At 57.4% G+C, this 12,841-nt stretch carries 16 protein-coding genes; 7 read left to right on the forward strand and 9 right to left on the reverse strand.

The features are described from left to right. Positions 1-1,395: a chromosomal replication initiator protein DnaA gene (gene dnaA, locus ACLM45_RS00005; RefSeq protein WP_006043674.1), complete on the forward strand. Its 1,395-nt coding sequence runs from the start codon at positions 1-3 to the stop codon at positions 1,393-1,395. Here dnaA and ACLM45_RS00010 read toward each other — a convergent pair. The 3 genes from ACLM45_RS00010 to ACLM45_RS00020 are packed head-to-tail and all read right to left on the reverse strand — an operon-like array spanning position 1,392 to position 2,785. Further along, positions 1,392-2,060: a ParB-like protein gene (locus ACLM45_RS00010; RefSeq protein ID WP_415409902.1), complete on the reverse strand. Its 669-nt coding sequence runs from the start codon at positions 2,058-2,060 to the stop codon at positions 1,392-1,394. The genes dnaA and ACLM45_RS00010 overlap by 4 nt on opposite strands. A 29-nt stretch (positions 2,061-2,089) precedes the next feature. Beyond that, on the reverse strand, positions 2,090-2,614 hold the full coding sequence (locus tag ACLM45_RS00015; protein WP_415409904.1) for a DUF2808 domain-containing protein: 525 nt from the start codon (positions 2,612-2,614) through the stop codon (positions 2,090-2,092). A gap of 6 nt (positions 2,615-2,620) precedes the next feature. Continuing rightward, positions 2,621-2,785: a hypothetical protein gene (locus tag ACLM45_RS00020; RefSeq protein ID WP_415409906.1), complete on the reverse strand. Its 165-nt coding sequence runs from the start codon at positions 2,783-2,785 to the stop codon at positions 2,621-2,623. A 239-nt stretch (positions 2,786-3,024) separates the two neighbouring features. Between ACLM45_RS00020 and gorA the strand changes: the two genes are divergently transcribed. The 6 genes from gorA to ACLM45_RS00050 all read left to right on the forward strand — a co-directional run bounded on the left by gorA (position 3,025) and on the right by ACLM45_RS00050 (position 6,868). Then, positions 3,025-4,386 (forward strand): glutathione-disulfide reductase, encoded by a 1,362-nt coding sequence (gene gorA, locus ACLM45_RS00025; RefSeq protein WP_415409907.1) that lies wholly within the window; start codon positions 3,025-3,027, stop codon positions 4,384-4,386. Between the two features lie 101 nt (positions 4,387-4,487). Then, a complete protein-coding gene (locus ACLM45_RS00030) occupies positions 4,488-5,009 on the forward strand; it encodes a MotA/TolQ/ExbB proton channel family protein (RefSeq protein ID WP_415409908.1) in 522 nt (173 codons plus the stop codon). Next, on the forward strand, positions 5,009-5,371 hold the full coding sequence (locus ACLM45_RS00035) for a hypothetical protein (protein WP_415409909.1): 363 nt from the start codon (positions 5,009-5,011) through the stop codon (positions 5,369-5,371). Before ACLM45_RS00030 ends, ACLM45_RS00035 begins: the two co-directional genes overlap by 1 nt. Positions 5,372-5,493: 122 nt before the next feature. After that, positions 5,494-5,727 (forward strand): hypothetical protein, encoded by a 234-nt coding sequence (locus ACLM45_RS00040; protein ID WP_415409910.1) that lies wholly within the window; start codon positions 5,494-5,496, stop codon positions 5,725-5,727. After that, a complete protein-coding gene (locus tag ACLM45_RS00045; protein ID WP_415409912.1) occupies positions 5,690-6,331 on the forward strand; it encodes a hypothetical protein in 642 nt (213 codons plus the stop codon). Before ACLM45_RS00040 ends, ACLM45_RS00045 begins: the two co-directional genes overlap by 38 nt. A 69-nt stretch (positions 6,332-6,400) precedes the next feature. Beyond that, positions 6,401-6,868: a hypothetical protein gene (locus tag ACLM45_RS00050; RefSeq protein WP_415409913.1), complete on the forward strand. Its 468-nt coding sequence runs from the start codon at positions 6,401-6,403 to the stop codon at positions 6,866-6,868. Here the strand turns inward: ACLM45_RS00050 and ACLM45_RS00055 are convergent. Genes ACLM45_RS00055 through ACLM45_RS00080 form a run of 6 tightly spaced genes read right to left on the reverse strand, consistent with a single transcriptional unit; the run spans position 6,865 to position 12,731 of the window. Beyond that, complete coding sequence (locus tag ACLM45_RS00055; protein WP_415409915.1) at positions 6,865-8,385, reverse strand: GMC oxidoreductase; 1,521 nt, start codon at positions 8,383-8,385, stop codon at positions 6,865-6,867. The two genes, ACLM45_RS00050 and ACLM45_RS00055, sit on opposite strands and share 4 nt — an antisense overlap. A 4-nt stretch (positions 8,386-8,389) precedes the next feature. After that, positions 8,390-8,986 (reverse strand): cytochrome c oxidase subunit 3, encoded by a 597-nt coding sequence (locus ACLM45_RS00060; protein ID WP_415409917.1) that lies wholly within the window; start codon positions 8,984-8,986, stop codon positions 8,390-8,392. Positions 8,987-8,989: 3 nt separating this feature from the next. Next, positions 8,990-10,678: a cytochrome c oxidase subunit I gene (locus tag ACLM45_RS00065; protein ID WP_415409918.1), complete on the reverse strand. Its 1,689-nt coding sequence runs from the start codon at positions 10,676-10,678 to the stop codon at positions 8,990-8,992. A 3-nt stretch (positions 10,679-10,681) separates the two neighbouring features. Continuing rightward, on the reverse strand, positions 10,682-11,617 hold the full coding sequence (locus ACLM45_RS00070; protein ID WP_415409919.1) for a cytochrome c oxidase subunit II: 936 nt from the start codon (positions 11,615-11,617) through the stop codon (positions 10,682-10,684). Continuing rightward, positions 11,614-12,234, reverse strand: a complete 621-nt coding sequence (locus tag ACLM45_RS00075) for a DUF2231 domain-containing protein (RefSeq protein ID WP_415409920.1) — start codon at positions 12,232-12,234, stop codon at positions 11,614-11,616. Before ACLM45_RS00075 ends, ACLM45_RS00070 begins: the two co-directional genes overlap by 4 nt. Continuing rightward, positions 12,231-12,731 carry a DUF2231 domain-containing protein gene (locus tag ACLM45_RS00080; RefSeq protein WP_006043689.1) on the reverse strand — a complete coding sequence of 167 codons (501 nt, stop codon included), beginning with the start codon at positions 12,729-12,731 and terminating at the stop codon, positions 12,231-12,233. The genes ACLM45_RS00075 and ACLM45_RS00080 overlap by 4 nt, the downstream gene beginning before the upstream one ends. Positions 12,732-12,841: the final 110 nt, after the last annotated feature.

Below are 12,841 nucleotides of genomic sequence, written 5' to 3' on the forward strand. Positions count from 1 at the left end.
GTGGATCTGACGGGAAGTGAACTTTGGAGCAAGGTTCAGCAGACCCTTCAGAGCAACCTCAGCAAGCCCACGTTCGAGACCTGGATCCGGCCAGCCCAATGCAGCGCTTTCACGGATGGAACGCTCACTCTGCTGGCGCCCAACAGCTTCGCGAGTAACTGGCTGCGCAAGAACTACGCCGGCACGATTGCCGATGTCGCTGGTGAGATCGTTGGCCGTCCCGTCCTTGTGATGGTTGAGGCCCGGGACGTTGAGCCCCGTGGTGGCAGCCCCAACAGCCAAACGACCGCAGTGACTGCCGAGTCAGCTCCGTCGCCTCCCACGGTCGAGGCGCTGCCGAAGGCTTCGAAGGCACCACGCCGTCTCCCCGGCTTGAACATGCGCTACGTGTTCAACCGCTTCGTGGTGGGTCCGAACAGCCGGATGGCCCATGCCGCGGCTCTGGCAGTGGCCGAAGCACCGGGACGGGAATTCAATCCGCTGTTCATCTGCGGCGGTGTCGGGCTCGGCAAAACGCATCTGATGCAAGCCATCGGCCACTATCGGCTCGAAATCGATCCCGAGGCGCGGGTCTTTTATGTTTCCACTGAAAGTTTCACGAATGATCTAATCCTGGCGATCCGCAGAGACGGAATGCAGGCGTTCCGTGACAGATATCGGGCTGCTGATTTGATCTTGGTGGATGACATCCAGTTCATCGAGGGCAAGGAATACACCCAAGAAGAGTTCTTCCACACCTTCAACGCGCTCCATGAAGCAGGCCGTCAGATCGTCATTGCCAGCGATCGGCCTCCCAGTCAAATCCCCAGGCTTCAGGAGCGTTTGATCTCCCGATTTTCCATGGGGTTGATTGCCGACATACAGGCACCGGATCTGGAAACACGGATGGCCATCCTTCAGAAGAAAGCGGAACAGGAGCGGGTGGCCCTGCCCAGGGATCTCATTCAGTACATCTCCGGACGTTTCACGTCCAATATTCGGGAGCTGGAAGGTGCACTGACGAGGGCTGTCGCTTTCGCCTCCATCACTGGGTTGCCAATGACGGTGGAATCGGTTGCTCCCATGCTTGATCCCAGTGGCCAAGGCGTGGAGGTCACCCCGCAACAGGTCATCGACAAGGTGTCCGAGGTGTTCGGAGTGAGCTGCGATGACATGCGCAGCAGCAGCCGTCGACGAGCTGTCAGTCAGGCCCGGCAGGTTGGCATGTTTCTGATGCGACAAGGGACAGGTCTCAGCCTTCCGCGCATCGGCGACACCTTCGGGGGGAAAGATCACACAACGGTGATGTATGCCATCGAACAGGTCGAGAAGAAATTGTCGAGCGACCCGCAATTGGCCAGTCAGGTGCAGAAGGTGAAGGATCTTCTTCAGATTGACTCCCGTCGGAAGCGTTAATCAGCGCCTCCTCTCCAGCCTGCAAGATGTCGAGCGGCGGCTGACCGGGCCAAACATCGCGCCGCCGGTAATGCGGGCTCCAAACGCGCGGAGCTGAATGGAGGCAGAGGCCTGGTTCGCAACCAGCTTCCCCAACGGAACTCGTGGTAAGGAATCAGGGGTTGTGGTTTGATCAATCCTTCTTTTTTCAGTTTCCATACCAGGCTTCTGTAGGGATCGTCCTGCAGGCCGAGGAGGGTGTGGGGGAGTTCCGTCGCAGGCTTCGGGCCATTACCCCGACCGTCAAACAGGTAAAGCCAGCCGCGCTTCTGGAGAGCCTCGAGTGCCGATTCCCTCGATTCGCTCTCAAGCTCGGCAATCACATAGCCGAAGGACGTGACGCTCCGGTCAAGTTCGAGAAGCGCACGAAGTCTGTGGTGACGATCCACCATCCAAAGCTGCCCCCGGCGGTTGCGGACCAGTGGAACGGGTTTTCCGCGGAGATAACGCAGTCTGTCTTTGGGGCTTTGGTCGTGGAAATCTTGCTGCCGGCTCCATACCTCTGTGAGGCCCACGCACATCTGCGTGGGCTGTAGATCATTGACCTTGACCTCGAAAAGAGAGTGGTTTTTGTCGTGATCAGGGATGGAGTCGTATCGAGGAAGTTGCAGGAAATCCCTCACCATTGCCAGGAAATCTTATGAGGAGAGTTGGCTCAATAGGGAGTGTGAATATCCATCTGTATTACCCCGACAACTTGTGGGATGGGACTCGGTCCAAAAGGAATCGCTGCCAGTGTGAAGGTGTAGAGGTCTGCAGGTGGATTGGTTCCAGCTTTGAAGGCGACTGTCACCGTGTTCCCTGGTTCGACAGGTTCTTTGAATTGAACGTTGACGGTGCGGGACTCGATGTTGAACTCGGCGGCCGTGGGAACGTTTCGGCCTTCTTTGCGCGGAGTTCCGAGGAATGCTCTAACTGGCACAGCCCCGTAAAGGAAAGCAGGCTGTACGCCTCGGATTTGTTCGAGGCTGATTCCTCCAAGTCCCGCTTCGGCACCTTGAGGAAAGTCGAGAACGACGTAGTAAGTGGCGCGCCCTTCAAAGGCATACCACTGGTAATTCACAAGACGAGCCTTGGTTGGTACCGCGACAAAACTGGTCTGACCGTTGATTTCTAGGGCTCTTGCTGGGATGGCGACAAGCATCAGCGCCGCCGTCAGAGCGGAGTAGATCAGACTCATCAATGATCAGCGTTCTGGTCTTCGAAGGTAGGGGGCGAAGAGCACCTCAGACGGCTTGGAACTGCCTTGCCAATCCCCAAGTTCTCGCATCAAGGCAAGACAATCGTCGCGCTTGCCTTCTTGAGCGAGCTCTTTCAGCCTCTGGTTCATATCATCCTTGGTGATGATCATGACAAGCTCCCTGCGCTGATCGGCTTGGAGAGCAAAGCTGTCGGGGAGGTGGACTCTGCGAAAACGCTTAGAACTCATGGTGTCTTGAGCAGATATCAAACAACCCTGGCTTGGGTCTTACTCGGACCATAATCAAGCCTTTACGTCCATGCCGTATTCCGGCGCACATCGGCTTAGCAGGATCAGGGACAGGAGCAGTTGCAGCTTTTGATCAGAATGGACCTGATCGAGGTGTTCCGGTGGACCAGAATTTTGATCTCGTGGTGATCGGCGCCGGCTCAGGCGGTCTCGCCGCTGCCAAGCGAGCCTCGGCCTATGGCGCACGTGTCGCTCTCGTTGAAGGCGACAAGGTCGGCGGGACCTGCGTCATCCGTGGGTGTGTTCCGAAGAAACTGCTTGTGTACGGCTCTCAGGTATCAGAGCACTTGGCTGATGCACCGAGCTATGGCGTTGATGTTCCGCCGGCGACGATCAACACCCATGTGCTTCTGAAGGCGGTGCGGGCCGAAGTGGACCGATTGAATGCTCTGCATGTGAACCTCCTCGAGAAAGCGGGAGTCACCCTGATCCAAGGCTGGGGTCGTTTTGAAGATGACCACCGCATTGCTGTTTCCTCCAAACCCGGAGGCGAAGCTTTGCAGGTTTTGAATGCCGTCCGCATTCTTATCGCCGTGGGAGGGCGTCCCAGGCGCCCTGCGATTCCAGGTGCAGAGCTGGGTTGGGTGAGTGACGACATGTTTCTCCTCAACAGGTTCCCAGACCACGTGGTGGTGGTAGGAGCCGGTTTCATCGCCTGCGAGTTCGCTTGCATCCTCCGTGGACTTGGCATCGCCGTCACCCAGCTTGTAAGGAGCGACGGCCTGTTGCGTGGTTTCGACCGGGAACTCGCCGCTGCGGTTCAGGAAGGAATGATCGAGAAGGGGGTGGATCTGCGTTTATCCACCAGTCCTGCGGCTATCGAAGGCGCGCCCGGTGATCTTGTTCTCATCACGGATCAAGGAGATCGGATCCCTGCCGGAGGCGTGCTTCTGGCGACCGGGCGTCAGCCTTTTCTGCAGGGCTTGAACCTGGAAGCAGCTGGTCTCCGCAGCGACGGCAGGAAGCTGGCGGTGGATGCTGACCAGCGCACCAGCACTTCTCATATCTTCGCTGTGGGCGACGTGACCGATCGCATCTGCCTCACCCCGGTGGCGGTGGATGAGGGCAGAGCCTTTGCTGATACTGAGTTTGGTGGCCGACCTCGCCAGGTGAATCATGACCTTGTGGCGAGCGCGGTGTTTAGTCAGCCTGAGCTGGCCACCGTCGGTCTTTCCGAAGAAGCCGCCATCAGTCGATTGGGTGCTGACGCTGTTGTGATCCAGAGGGCGCGGTTCCGATCCATGGCGCAGGCACTTCCCAAGCGTGGTCCGCGCACTCTGCTCAAGCTGGTGATTGAGGCCGACACGGACAAGGTGCTGGGCTGTCACATGGTGGGAGATCATGCCGCTGAAATCATTCAGATGGCGGCGATTGCTGTGGGGATGGGCGCTACCAAGGCGGACTTTGATCGCACCATGGCTCTCCATCCCACGGTGTCAGAGGAATTTGTCACCATGGCCTAGAGATGGCCTAGAGATCGTCTGGCGAATCGCTGTCAAGGTTCCACGTGACAGCGGGGCTGCGGAAGACGCACTACTTTGCCGAAAGTGTTTTTTGTCAAGCGGTGCTGACTCTTGAGGCCCTGCGTCGTGGAGGGATGTTGATCGTTCCTTTGATGCTGGTCTCCGTTGCTGTTGCATCGATCGGAGTGGAGCGGTTGCGTTTCTGGTGGCAATGGAGCCGCGGCGATCTTCTCAGTTCCGAGCTTTTGTTGCCTGAACTGGATCAACTCAATCCATCGGAAGCATCACTGCGTCAGCATTTGCTTCTGGCGCGTCTTGAGCGAAAGCTCTGTCGCTGGGATGGTGCGCTGGAACTCTGCATGGTTCTTGGGCCGCTGCTGGGGCTGCTGGCCACAGTGATCGGCTTGATGCAGTTGCTTCAAGCGCTTGGACCAGGACTCACGCTTCCTTCCCAAGGAAACGAACTGGTCGTTGGGTATGGCCAGGTGCTCATCGGCACGGTTCTCGGCCTTTTGATTGCGGTTCTGGCCCTTTTGGTGCAACGCCTGAATCGTCTTCGTGCTCAGGTGGTTCTCAATGCTGTCTCCGATCGTTGCTTGGAACGTCGTTCTGGCCTGATCTGATGCCTCTCGTGCTCTCGTTCAGTGTGATTGTTCTGTCCCTGATGACGTTCCTGGCATCCTTTCCGTTTTTGGTGCAACAGACTCCCACGTCGGAATCGCGGCAGATGTCTGGAGCTTCGTCACGGACGCGTTGGCTCGTGGTCCGATCTCTCGGTGGTAGTTGGTATCTCAATGGACAACCCATGTCAGCTGCGGTGCTCAGCCGGCAGCTCGATCTGAGTGAGGACACGCCAGATGAACTGGTGCTGCTTCCCTCAAGCGCCCGACCGGTATCGGCGGTCGTGTCTGACCTTGCCTGGCTTAGACGCCAGTCATCGATCCCCGTCAGTTTGCAGGGTGTGCCAGAGGTGATGGCTCCATGACATTGCCTCTCGCCCAGCGTCGTGCGCTTGGCTGCTCAGTGGTCTTCCTTTGCATCGCTCTCGCCGCGACAGCACTGTTGTTGCTCCCCCAGTGGCAGTAACAACAGGCGGCCAGTGACGGCGTGATCGTGATCCATCTTGAGGCCGATGGCGGACTGCGTCTCTGGAATCAACCGATTGAGCCATTGATGCTGCCTGCTTTGATCGCTCGTCTGAATCGTCTTGATCCGGGTACTCGCATCCGTTTGTCTCTGGCGCCCCAGGTGTCTTGGGGTGTGGTGCAAGACCTGATTCCTTTCTTCAATTCCAGCTCCCTCGATGTGGATCTTCAACTCCCTGCGCCGACGCGTTCCTGACGGTCTCGCCATGGTTGCGTTGCCGGTGGGCGTCGCCGTTGCTGGCCATGCCGTTGTGATTTGTACTAGCACGGTGCTTGCGACGCGAACGACGGTGGAATCCGGGCCCCCGCAAGTGATCGACAACTCCCGGGAACTGGTGCGTCTGAGCAGGCGAGTGGCCCAGAATCAACCTGTGGCCTCGGTTGGCCTGCGCTTGAGTGAAACGTTGCCCCCGCCACCTGCACCGGATCTCCTGGATGCTCCATCTGGGGAAAAGCAGGTTCAAAACTGCGATCCAAGGACGAAAGCTGATCAGGAAGACCGTACGAATCCGTCTGTTGCGACGGGGGCGTCGGCTTCTCAAAGCACGATGGCGTTTTTGCCGCCTCTGGAGGTTCAACAGGTCAGCTCCCTCTGGGAAGAGGGTGATCCCGTCGAGAGCTGGCCCGATGAGTTCGGTGCCTTTCCTGAAGATTCACAGGTGCGAGAGGTGCCGCTGGATTCCTTCCGTCCTCGAACCACGTTGCAGCTGAACGCTCTTGTGATCACATCACCAGACGCCGTGTTTCTACTTCGCGCCAGGGATGAGGCCGTGTGGATCGCTCGTCGATCCTTGGATTGAGTAGTAGTTCTTACTTGAGAAGAGGGTTAAGGGCCGTAAGACTAGAAGTTAAGGAATGGTTAATGATTGATGCCGTTGTTTGTTCTGGTGTTTCTCGCCTCTCTCGCAGGCGTCAGCACTGTGACCGGTGGGGAAGGTTGTGAGGCCAAGGCGCATTACTTGGGTAGCTTCGATCCTGATCATCAGCAGGTGAGTCTCTGTGCAGAGCATGCGATGCAGGGGCAGCGATCCCTGGGCGAAGTGGCCCGCCACGAGTTTTTTCACGCCATCCAGCACCGCTTCGGCTTTGGAGGAAAGGGATTCCTCCCTGATGCTTTGCTGACGCCATTGGTGCGCCACGGCATGGATAATCGGGAGGTGATGGCCGTGCTCAGTTTTTATCCGGAAGAGGAAGTGAATGGGGAGCTGGAAGCTCGCTTGGCTTCCAGAATTATTCCCAACTCGCTGATTGCAGGTGGCCTAATTAGTGGCGCGCTGATTGACAACAACACGCGCGGGCCTATTGGCAAGATTCGGGCGTTTTTCCTGCCCCGCTAGGCATCGAATCGTTGCTTGAGGGCACCGGCCATGCGAAGAGCTAAGGCGATGGTGGTGAGTCCAGGGCCGACGCTTGGGCAGCTGGGAAACACGCTGGAATCGGCAATGTAAAGATTGTCAAGTTCGTGGCAACGGCCATCACCATCGACCACTGACTCAGCTGGATCTTCACCCATGCGGCAAGTGCCGCAGGCATAGCCCACCACGCTCAATGGAGCTTCTCCACGAGGGTGCGTCGGTGCTTTGGTCACCACCTTGGTGATGGGATCTGATTCAACGGCCTTCAAGGTGTCGATCCATCGATAAACGAGGCGATCGTGGGCTTCGCGATTGTTATGCAGATAATTAATGCGGATCTGATCGTTGTTCAGCCACACTTTGTTGTGGGGGTCGGGAAGCACTTCCGTCATGGCCCACCAGGCCACTGACCGGGATGCCAGGCGTTCCAAGCCGAAATCAGGGATCAATTTGCTGACGAGAGACAGCACCGGTGGTGATTCGGCGAACAGGGCATCCTGCAAAACACCACCAGCCGTCTGGATGTGACCCAGTGGAAAGCTCACATTCTTGTCTCCCCAGTAGTAGTCGTTCACGCCAAGCGATCGGGCATAGCGACCATTGTTCGGTTCAGCTGCCAGCTGGAGAATCGAGGTGAGCTGAAGATTCATCAGATTGCGGCCCACCTGATCAGACCCGTTGTTGAGACCTCGGGGATGCTTTTCACTGCTGGAGCGCAGCAGGATTGCCGCTGTATTGATCGCCCCAGCGGCAAGCACAACAACATCAGCTGAGAACAACCAGGTTTCACCGGCTACATCGGCTTCAACAGCCTTCACTTCGCGGCCGCTTGGATTCACGTGGAGTCGTAACACCCGGGCCATCGATCGCACCTCCAGTTTCTCTGGGTCGGCGTTGTCTAGGCCGTACAGCTGGGAGTCTCCGCTGGGGTCTTCCTGACTGCTCGACCAGCTCAAGGGCAAGTCATAGGGTTGACAACCTTGGCGCTTGAGACTTTCACGCAAGGGCTCAAGGAAAGGCATCAACGGTTTGGGTGCGTAGCTGAAGTCGTCGCTGCGGGCCGGTTCCGTTGGATCCACGCCCGATTTACCGTGCACTTGATAAAGGCTTTCGGCCTCGTCGTAAAAAGGAGCCAGGTGCTCGTAATTGAAGGGCCAGCGAGGGGAGATGCCGTCCTGAAGTGGGAGGTCTTCGAAGTCCTTCTCGCGCATGCGCTCGAGAACGGCTCCCCAGATTTTGGTGTTGCCGCCTAGGGCGTAGGTGGTCTGCGGGGCGATCGGGTCGCCATCCGGTCCGAACCAGCGCTCGTTGCGTGGGTGATAACGGTCTTTGCGAAAGAGATCAACATCGGCCACGTTCTGATCACTCAGGGCCATGGCCTCTCCGCGTTCAAGCAGAAGCACACAGCGACTTTGCCTGCTTAGAGCTCCCGCCAGGGTTCCTCCGCCGGCGCCACTGCCGATGACAATGATGTCGTAATGGCGATCGTCGATGATCATGGGATTACTGCCAAACGTAGATAAGAAGGAAAAGAATGATCCAGATCACATCGACGAAGTGCCAGAACAGGCTCACTGAAGCGACGCCCATTTCGCCTCTGTCGTAATTGCCAGGGCGGAACGACCGGGCCAGCATCAAACCCATCAGCAGGATGCCAGTGATCACATGAAGGCCATGAAATCCGGTGAGCAGATAGAACATTCCTCCGAACACACCGCTGCTGAGGCTGAAGGTCAGTTCGGACCATTCGAGGTACTGCCCGTAAACGAAGTAGGAGCCCATCGCCATGGTGAGGAGCCAAACCGCACGGAAGCCCCAGAGGTTGCGGTGATGGAGGTAACGCTCAGCGAAGTAAGCCACGAAGCTTGAACTCACCAACACCACCGTGTTGATCAGAGGCATGCGCACCTCTAGTCCTTCAACGCCATCGGGGAGCCATTGGGGTGCCGTGAGCTTGAGCAACGCATATCCGGCGAAGAAGGCCAGAAAGATCACACTCTCGGAACAGAGGAAGATCACGAAACCAGTCATGTTGTGACCGTCGTGCTTCACATGGCCAGGGGTGTGATGGAGCTGCAAATCGGGATTGACGCTGGTCATCGATCAGACCTCCAGGGAGCGGCGAACGTAGAACTCCTCGTCCTCGACGAGGGGATGGCCCAGGCCATAGCCGTAGGGCTCACTGATCACTGTGGGGATGTCGTCTTCGAAGTTCTCAGCAGGTGGCGGGGAGGGCAAAAGCCATTCCAAACCAATGGCTCGCCAGGGATTGGGGGGAGCCTTCGGCCCCCGGGCCCAGGAACTCACCATGTTGAGGATGAAGGGGATCGAGGCGACGCCGAGCATGAAGGCACCAATGCTGGCGATGACATTCCAGATTGCGAATTCGGGGTCATAGGAGGCCACACGGCGGGGCATGCCGAGCAGACCGGCCCAATGCAACGGCAGCCAGTTGAGTGTGGCGCCGATGAAGGTGAGAGCGAAGTGCACCTTGCCCAGACCTTCGTAATACATGCGGCCAGTGAATTTCGGAAACCAGTGATAGATCCCTGCGAAAACTCCGAAGCCGATCGTGTTGAAGATCACGTAGTGGAAGTGGGCCACCACGAAGTAGGTGTTGCCAACGTGCACATCGATTGGAACGGTGGCCAACATCACTCCAGTGATTCCGGCGAAGATGAAGTTGAACAGCCCACCGAGACAAAACAACATCGGAGTGTTCAGTCTCAGATTGCCTTTCCAGAGAGTTCCAAGCCAGGCGAATACTTTGACGCCGGTGGGCACAGCGATCAGCATTGTGGTGGCCATGAATAAATTGCGCATCCACATCGGTGTGCCGGAATAAAACATGTGGTGCACCCACACAATCAGGCTGAGGAAGGTGATGCCGAAGGAGGCGATGGCTACGAACCGATAGCCGAAGAGAGGCTTGCGGGCATAGACAGGAAACAGCTCAGAGAAGATGCCAAACACCGGCAGCACCAGCACGTAAACAGCCGGGTGCGAATAGAACCAGAAGAAGTGCTGGAACAGCACCGGATCGCCTCCGCCCTCCGGTCGGAAGAACGTGGTGCCGAAGCTGAGATCAAACAACAGCATCACAGCTCCTCCGGTCAGTGCCGGCAGGCCCACCAGTTGAATCGTCTGGGCGGCCCAGGCTGTCCAAACGAAGATCGGCATTTTGAAGAAGCCCATGCCGGGGGCCCGCATGCGGATGATCGTCGTCACGAAGTTGACGGCGCCCATGATTGAGGAAATGCCCGACAGAGCCACCGCCAGGATCCAGAGAAACTGTCCGTTGATGAAGTGCCCCAGAGGGTTTTGAATGCTCATCGGTGGGTAGGACCACCAACCTGATGAGGCTGGTCCTCCAGGGGCGAAGAAGCTGCCCATCAGCACCACGGCGAAGACCGGCACCAGCCAAAAGGCAGCAGCGTTCAGTTTTGGAAATGCCATGTCGGGTGCCCCGATCATCGTGGGAATCAACAGGTTGTTGAAGCCGTTGAGGATCGGGAAGAGAAATAGGAACAGCATCACTGTTCCATGCATGGTGTAGAGGCCGTTGTAGACGCTGGGATCCACCAGATCAGCCGGAGGTGTGATCAGCTCACCACGTACGATCATCGCCAGTAAGCCTCCTACCAGTAGGAAGAACAACGCGGTGGCGATGTACTGAATCCCGATCACCTTGGCATCGGTGTTGAAGCTGAAGAAGCGCTTCCAGTTGTCCGGTGCACCGGGTACGGGATGGGGCGCCTTGAGGATGCGGGGGTCGTAGTTGGTGGTGCTCATGGCTCAGGCGTCGTGGGGGATTGAGGGATCGCCAGGGTCATTCACTAACGGAGGTGGTGCCGGTGGCACCGTGCCCCAGCCCTTGTTCCCGCGGGCGATGCGGCGGTCGTAAAGCGTGCGGCCTGGGTCGAGGCCGGGTTGGAGAGCTTTTTGCGCCGAACGCTTCAGCCAATCGGAGTACGCCTCCTCTGATTCGACGATCACGTTGGATTGATTCACCGACATGTAGGCGCCACTGAACATGGCGTCGCGCAGTCGGAAGCGCCCCTGTCTGGTTGGCGTGAGGCTGTAGGAGATCAGGCTGCCCGGAACGATGTCTTGCTTCAATCGGAAGGCCGGTACATAAAAGCTGTGAATGACGTCCTCAGATTGCAGCTGCAGGTTGACGCGCTGATCGATGGGGAGGTGCAGTTCTGAACTGCGAACGCCGTTGGGATAGATGAATTCCCAGCTCCATTGGCGAGCGATCACTTGAATCGGTCCCACCTGAGCGATGGGATCGGCCGTAATCAGCTCACGGGTATCGGTCTCGAGGGAGTACTTCTGCTTCGGCCCCAAGGTGTTAAGGGTGTCATTCACCTTCATGGAATAGAAGGCGATGGTGAACACCAGAAGCAGGGGAATCACGGTCCAGGTGATCTCGAGTTTGGTATTGCCTTCAATCGGCGCACCGTCGCTTTCGTCATATTTGCCGGCCCGATTGAACAGCAGGACCCAGCCCATCACGCCTGTGCAGCCGAAGAAGATGAAGGAGCCGATCCCAGTTTCAAGCGCGAACAGATCGTCGACGTAAGGCGCTGCCGTCGAGGCTTGCGGCGGGAACCAGCTGTAGGACCAAGTGGCCATCAGCTTGGCGATCACCAGATTGAGCACAACCGCGACAACGATGATCACGATCGCGCCAATGTTGGGGCTTTTCTTGGGTGAAGTGGTCGTCATGGCAGCACCTCATTCAGATCAGCGCCGGCGGCCAAAAGCTGATCCGCGGTGATATGCACTCCGAAGTCGCTGGCGAGCCAGGCGCCGAGGCTTCCGTGTAGGCCCATCACCATCAGCATCGAGGCTCCACAGAGCAAATACAGCCATGTCACCTGACGGCCGAGATCCTTGCGCCAGACAAAGCGTTGATAGCCGCGCCAGACAGTCATGGCGACGATCACCATCAGGATGGCAACACCACCGATGGCATGCCAGAGCATGGTGTCGATGGCGGTCTGGCCGAGAATGCTGCGGATACCTGGCAGGGGCACCGCCAACAGCATTTCGTAAAAGCCGGCAGCCACGGTGAAGAAGCTGATCCCGCTGCAGGCCACCAGGTTGTACCAGCCCACATCATGGAATCCACTGCGGGTCACTGGCAGGGCGAGAAAGCGGAAGACCCGTTTCTCCAAGGGATAAAACGCGCCAGCGAAGTCGAAGGCGATCCCGATCGAGAACAGCCCAATGGTGAGATGCACCAAGTTGGGGTGAAGGGGAATCGCGTAGGGAAGATCGTTAGCGCCAAGGGAGTCGGCGATGTCGTTGATCGGCGATGCAATCGCGGAAAGAAGAGTCATGACACCACCCCATTGCGGATTGCTTCCACCACAGGCACAGTGTGGAGCCCGTAAACCCACACGAGTTTGTCTCCGAGATAAACCTGGGTGAAGACCAGACCGGCCAATACGAAGTCAATCGCTAGAAAGCCTTTCGGCAACGCAGTCGCATCTTTTTGGCGAGCTACATAGCGCCATCCGGTGAGCAACGACAGGACACCAGCCAGGGACCAACCGAGCGTGCTGTGGTAATTAAGAATGTCGCGCGAGGCTCCGTAAGGATTGGCGAGCCCAGCCTCAATTTGTCCGAAGATAATCGCTACAAAGATGGCAATAGTCGCGACAATCAGATTCCAGAAGCTGACTTCGAACAGGTTTTTCTTTTTTGTGATCACTCCGATGACGTCGAAAACGACTGTAATCAGTGCCATCGAGATCACGAAGTGAACAACGATTGGATGAATGACATCCAGCCAGGGAAGATTTTTGTCGTTGAGTGGTGGTAGCAGCCCGAGCATCGGCAAGCCGATCGACACCCTCCAAGGATGACCACGGTGGATCAGATGGTCAGCACTGGGTGTGGAAATACAACTTCATCCGAGCCATCAAAGGCCGAAATTGAATGCTG

Origin of the sequence: Synechococcus sp. A10-1-5-9 (assembly GCF_047716785.1) — a bacterium.
Lineage (GTDB): Bacteria > Cyanobacteriota > Cyanobacteriia > PCC-6307 > Cyanobiaceae > Synechococcus_C.

Bases quoted from the DNA above. Each gene is read 5' to 3' on its own strand.
- ACLM45_RS00010 (WP_415409902.1), bottom strand. From the start codon at position 2,060: ATGGTGAGGGATTTCCTGCAACTTCCTCGATACGACTCCATCCCTGAT.
- ACLM45_RS00015 (WP_415409904.1), bottom strand. From the start codon at position 2,614: ATGAGTCTGATCTACTCCGCTCTGACGGCGGCGCTGATGCTTGTCGCC.
- ACLM45_RS00020 (WP_415409906.1), bottom strand. From the start codon at position 2,785: ATGATCATCACCAAGGATGATATGAACCAGAGGCTGAAAGAGCTCGCT.
- ACLM45_RS00035 (WP_415409909.1), top strand. From the start codon at position 5,009: ATGCCTCTCGTGCTCTCGTTCAGTGTGATTGTTCTGTCCCTGATGACG.
- ACLM45_RS00045 (WP_415409912.1), top strand. From the start codon at position 5,690: ATGTGGATCTTCAACTCCCTGCGCCGACGCGTTCCTGACGGTCTCGCC.
- ACLM45_RS00050 (WP_415409913.1), top strand. From the start codon at position 6,401: ATGCCGTTGTTTGTTCTGGTGTTTCTCGCCTCTCTCGCAGGCGTCAGC.
- ACLM45_RS00055 (WP_415409915.1), bottom strand. From the start codon at position 8,385: ATGATCATCGACGATCGCCATTACGACATCATTGTCATCGGCAGTGGC.
- ACLM45_RS00060 (WP_415409917.1), bottom strand. From the start codon at position 8,986: ATGACCAGCGTCAATCCCGATTTGCAGCTCCATCACACCCCTGGCCAT.
- ACLM45_RS00065 (WP_415409918.1), bottom strand. From the start codon at position 10,678: ATGAGCACCACCAACTACGACCCCCGCATCCTCAAGGCGCCCCATCCC.
- ACLM45_RS00070 (WP_415409919.1), bottom strand. From the start codon at position 11,617: ATGACGACCACTTCACCCAAGAAAAGCCCCAACATTGGCGCGATCGTG.
- ACLM45_RS00075 (WP_415409920.1), bottom strand. From the start codon at position 12,234: ATGACTCTTCTTTCCGCGATTGCATCGCCGATCAACGACATCGCCGAC.
- ACLM45_RS00080 (WP_006043689.1), bottom strand. From the start codon at position 12,731: ATGCTCGGGCTGCTACCACCACTCAACGACAAAAATCTTCCCTGGCTG.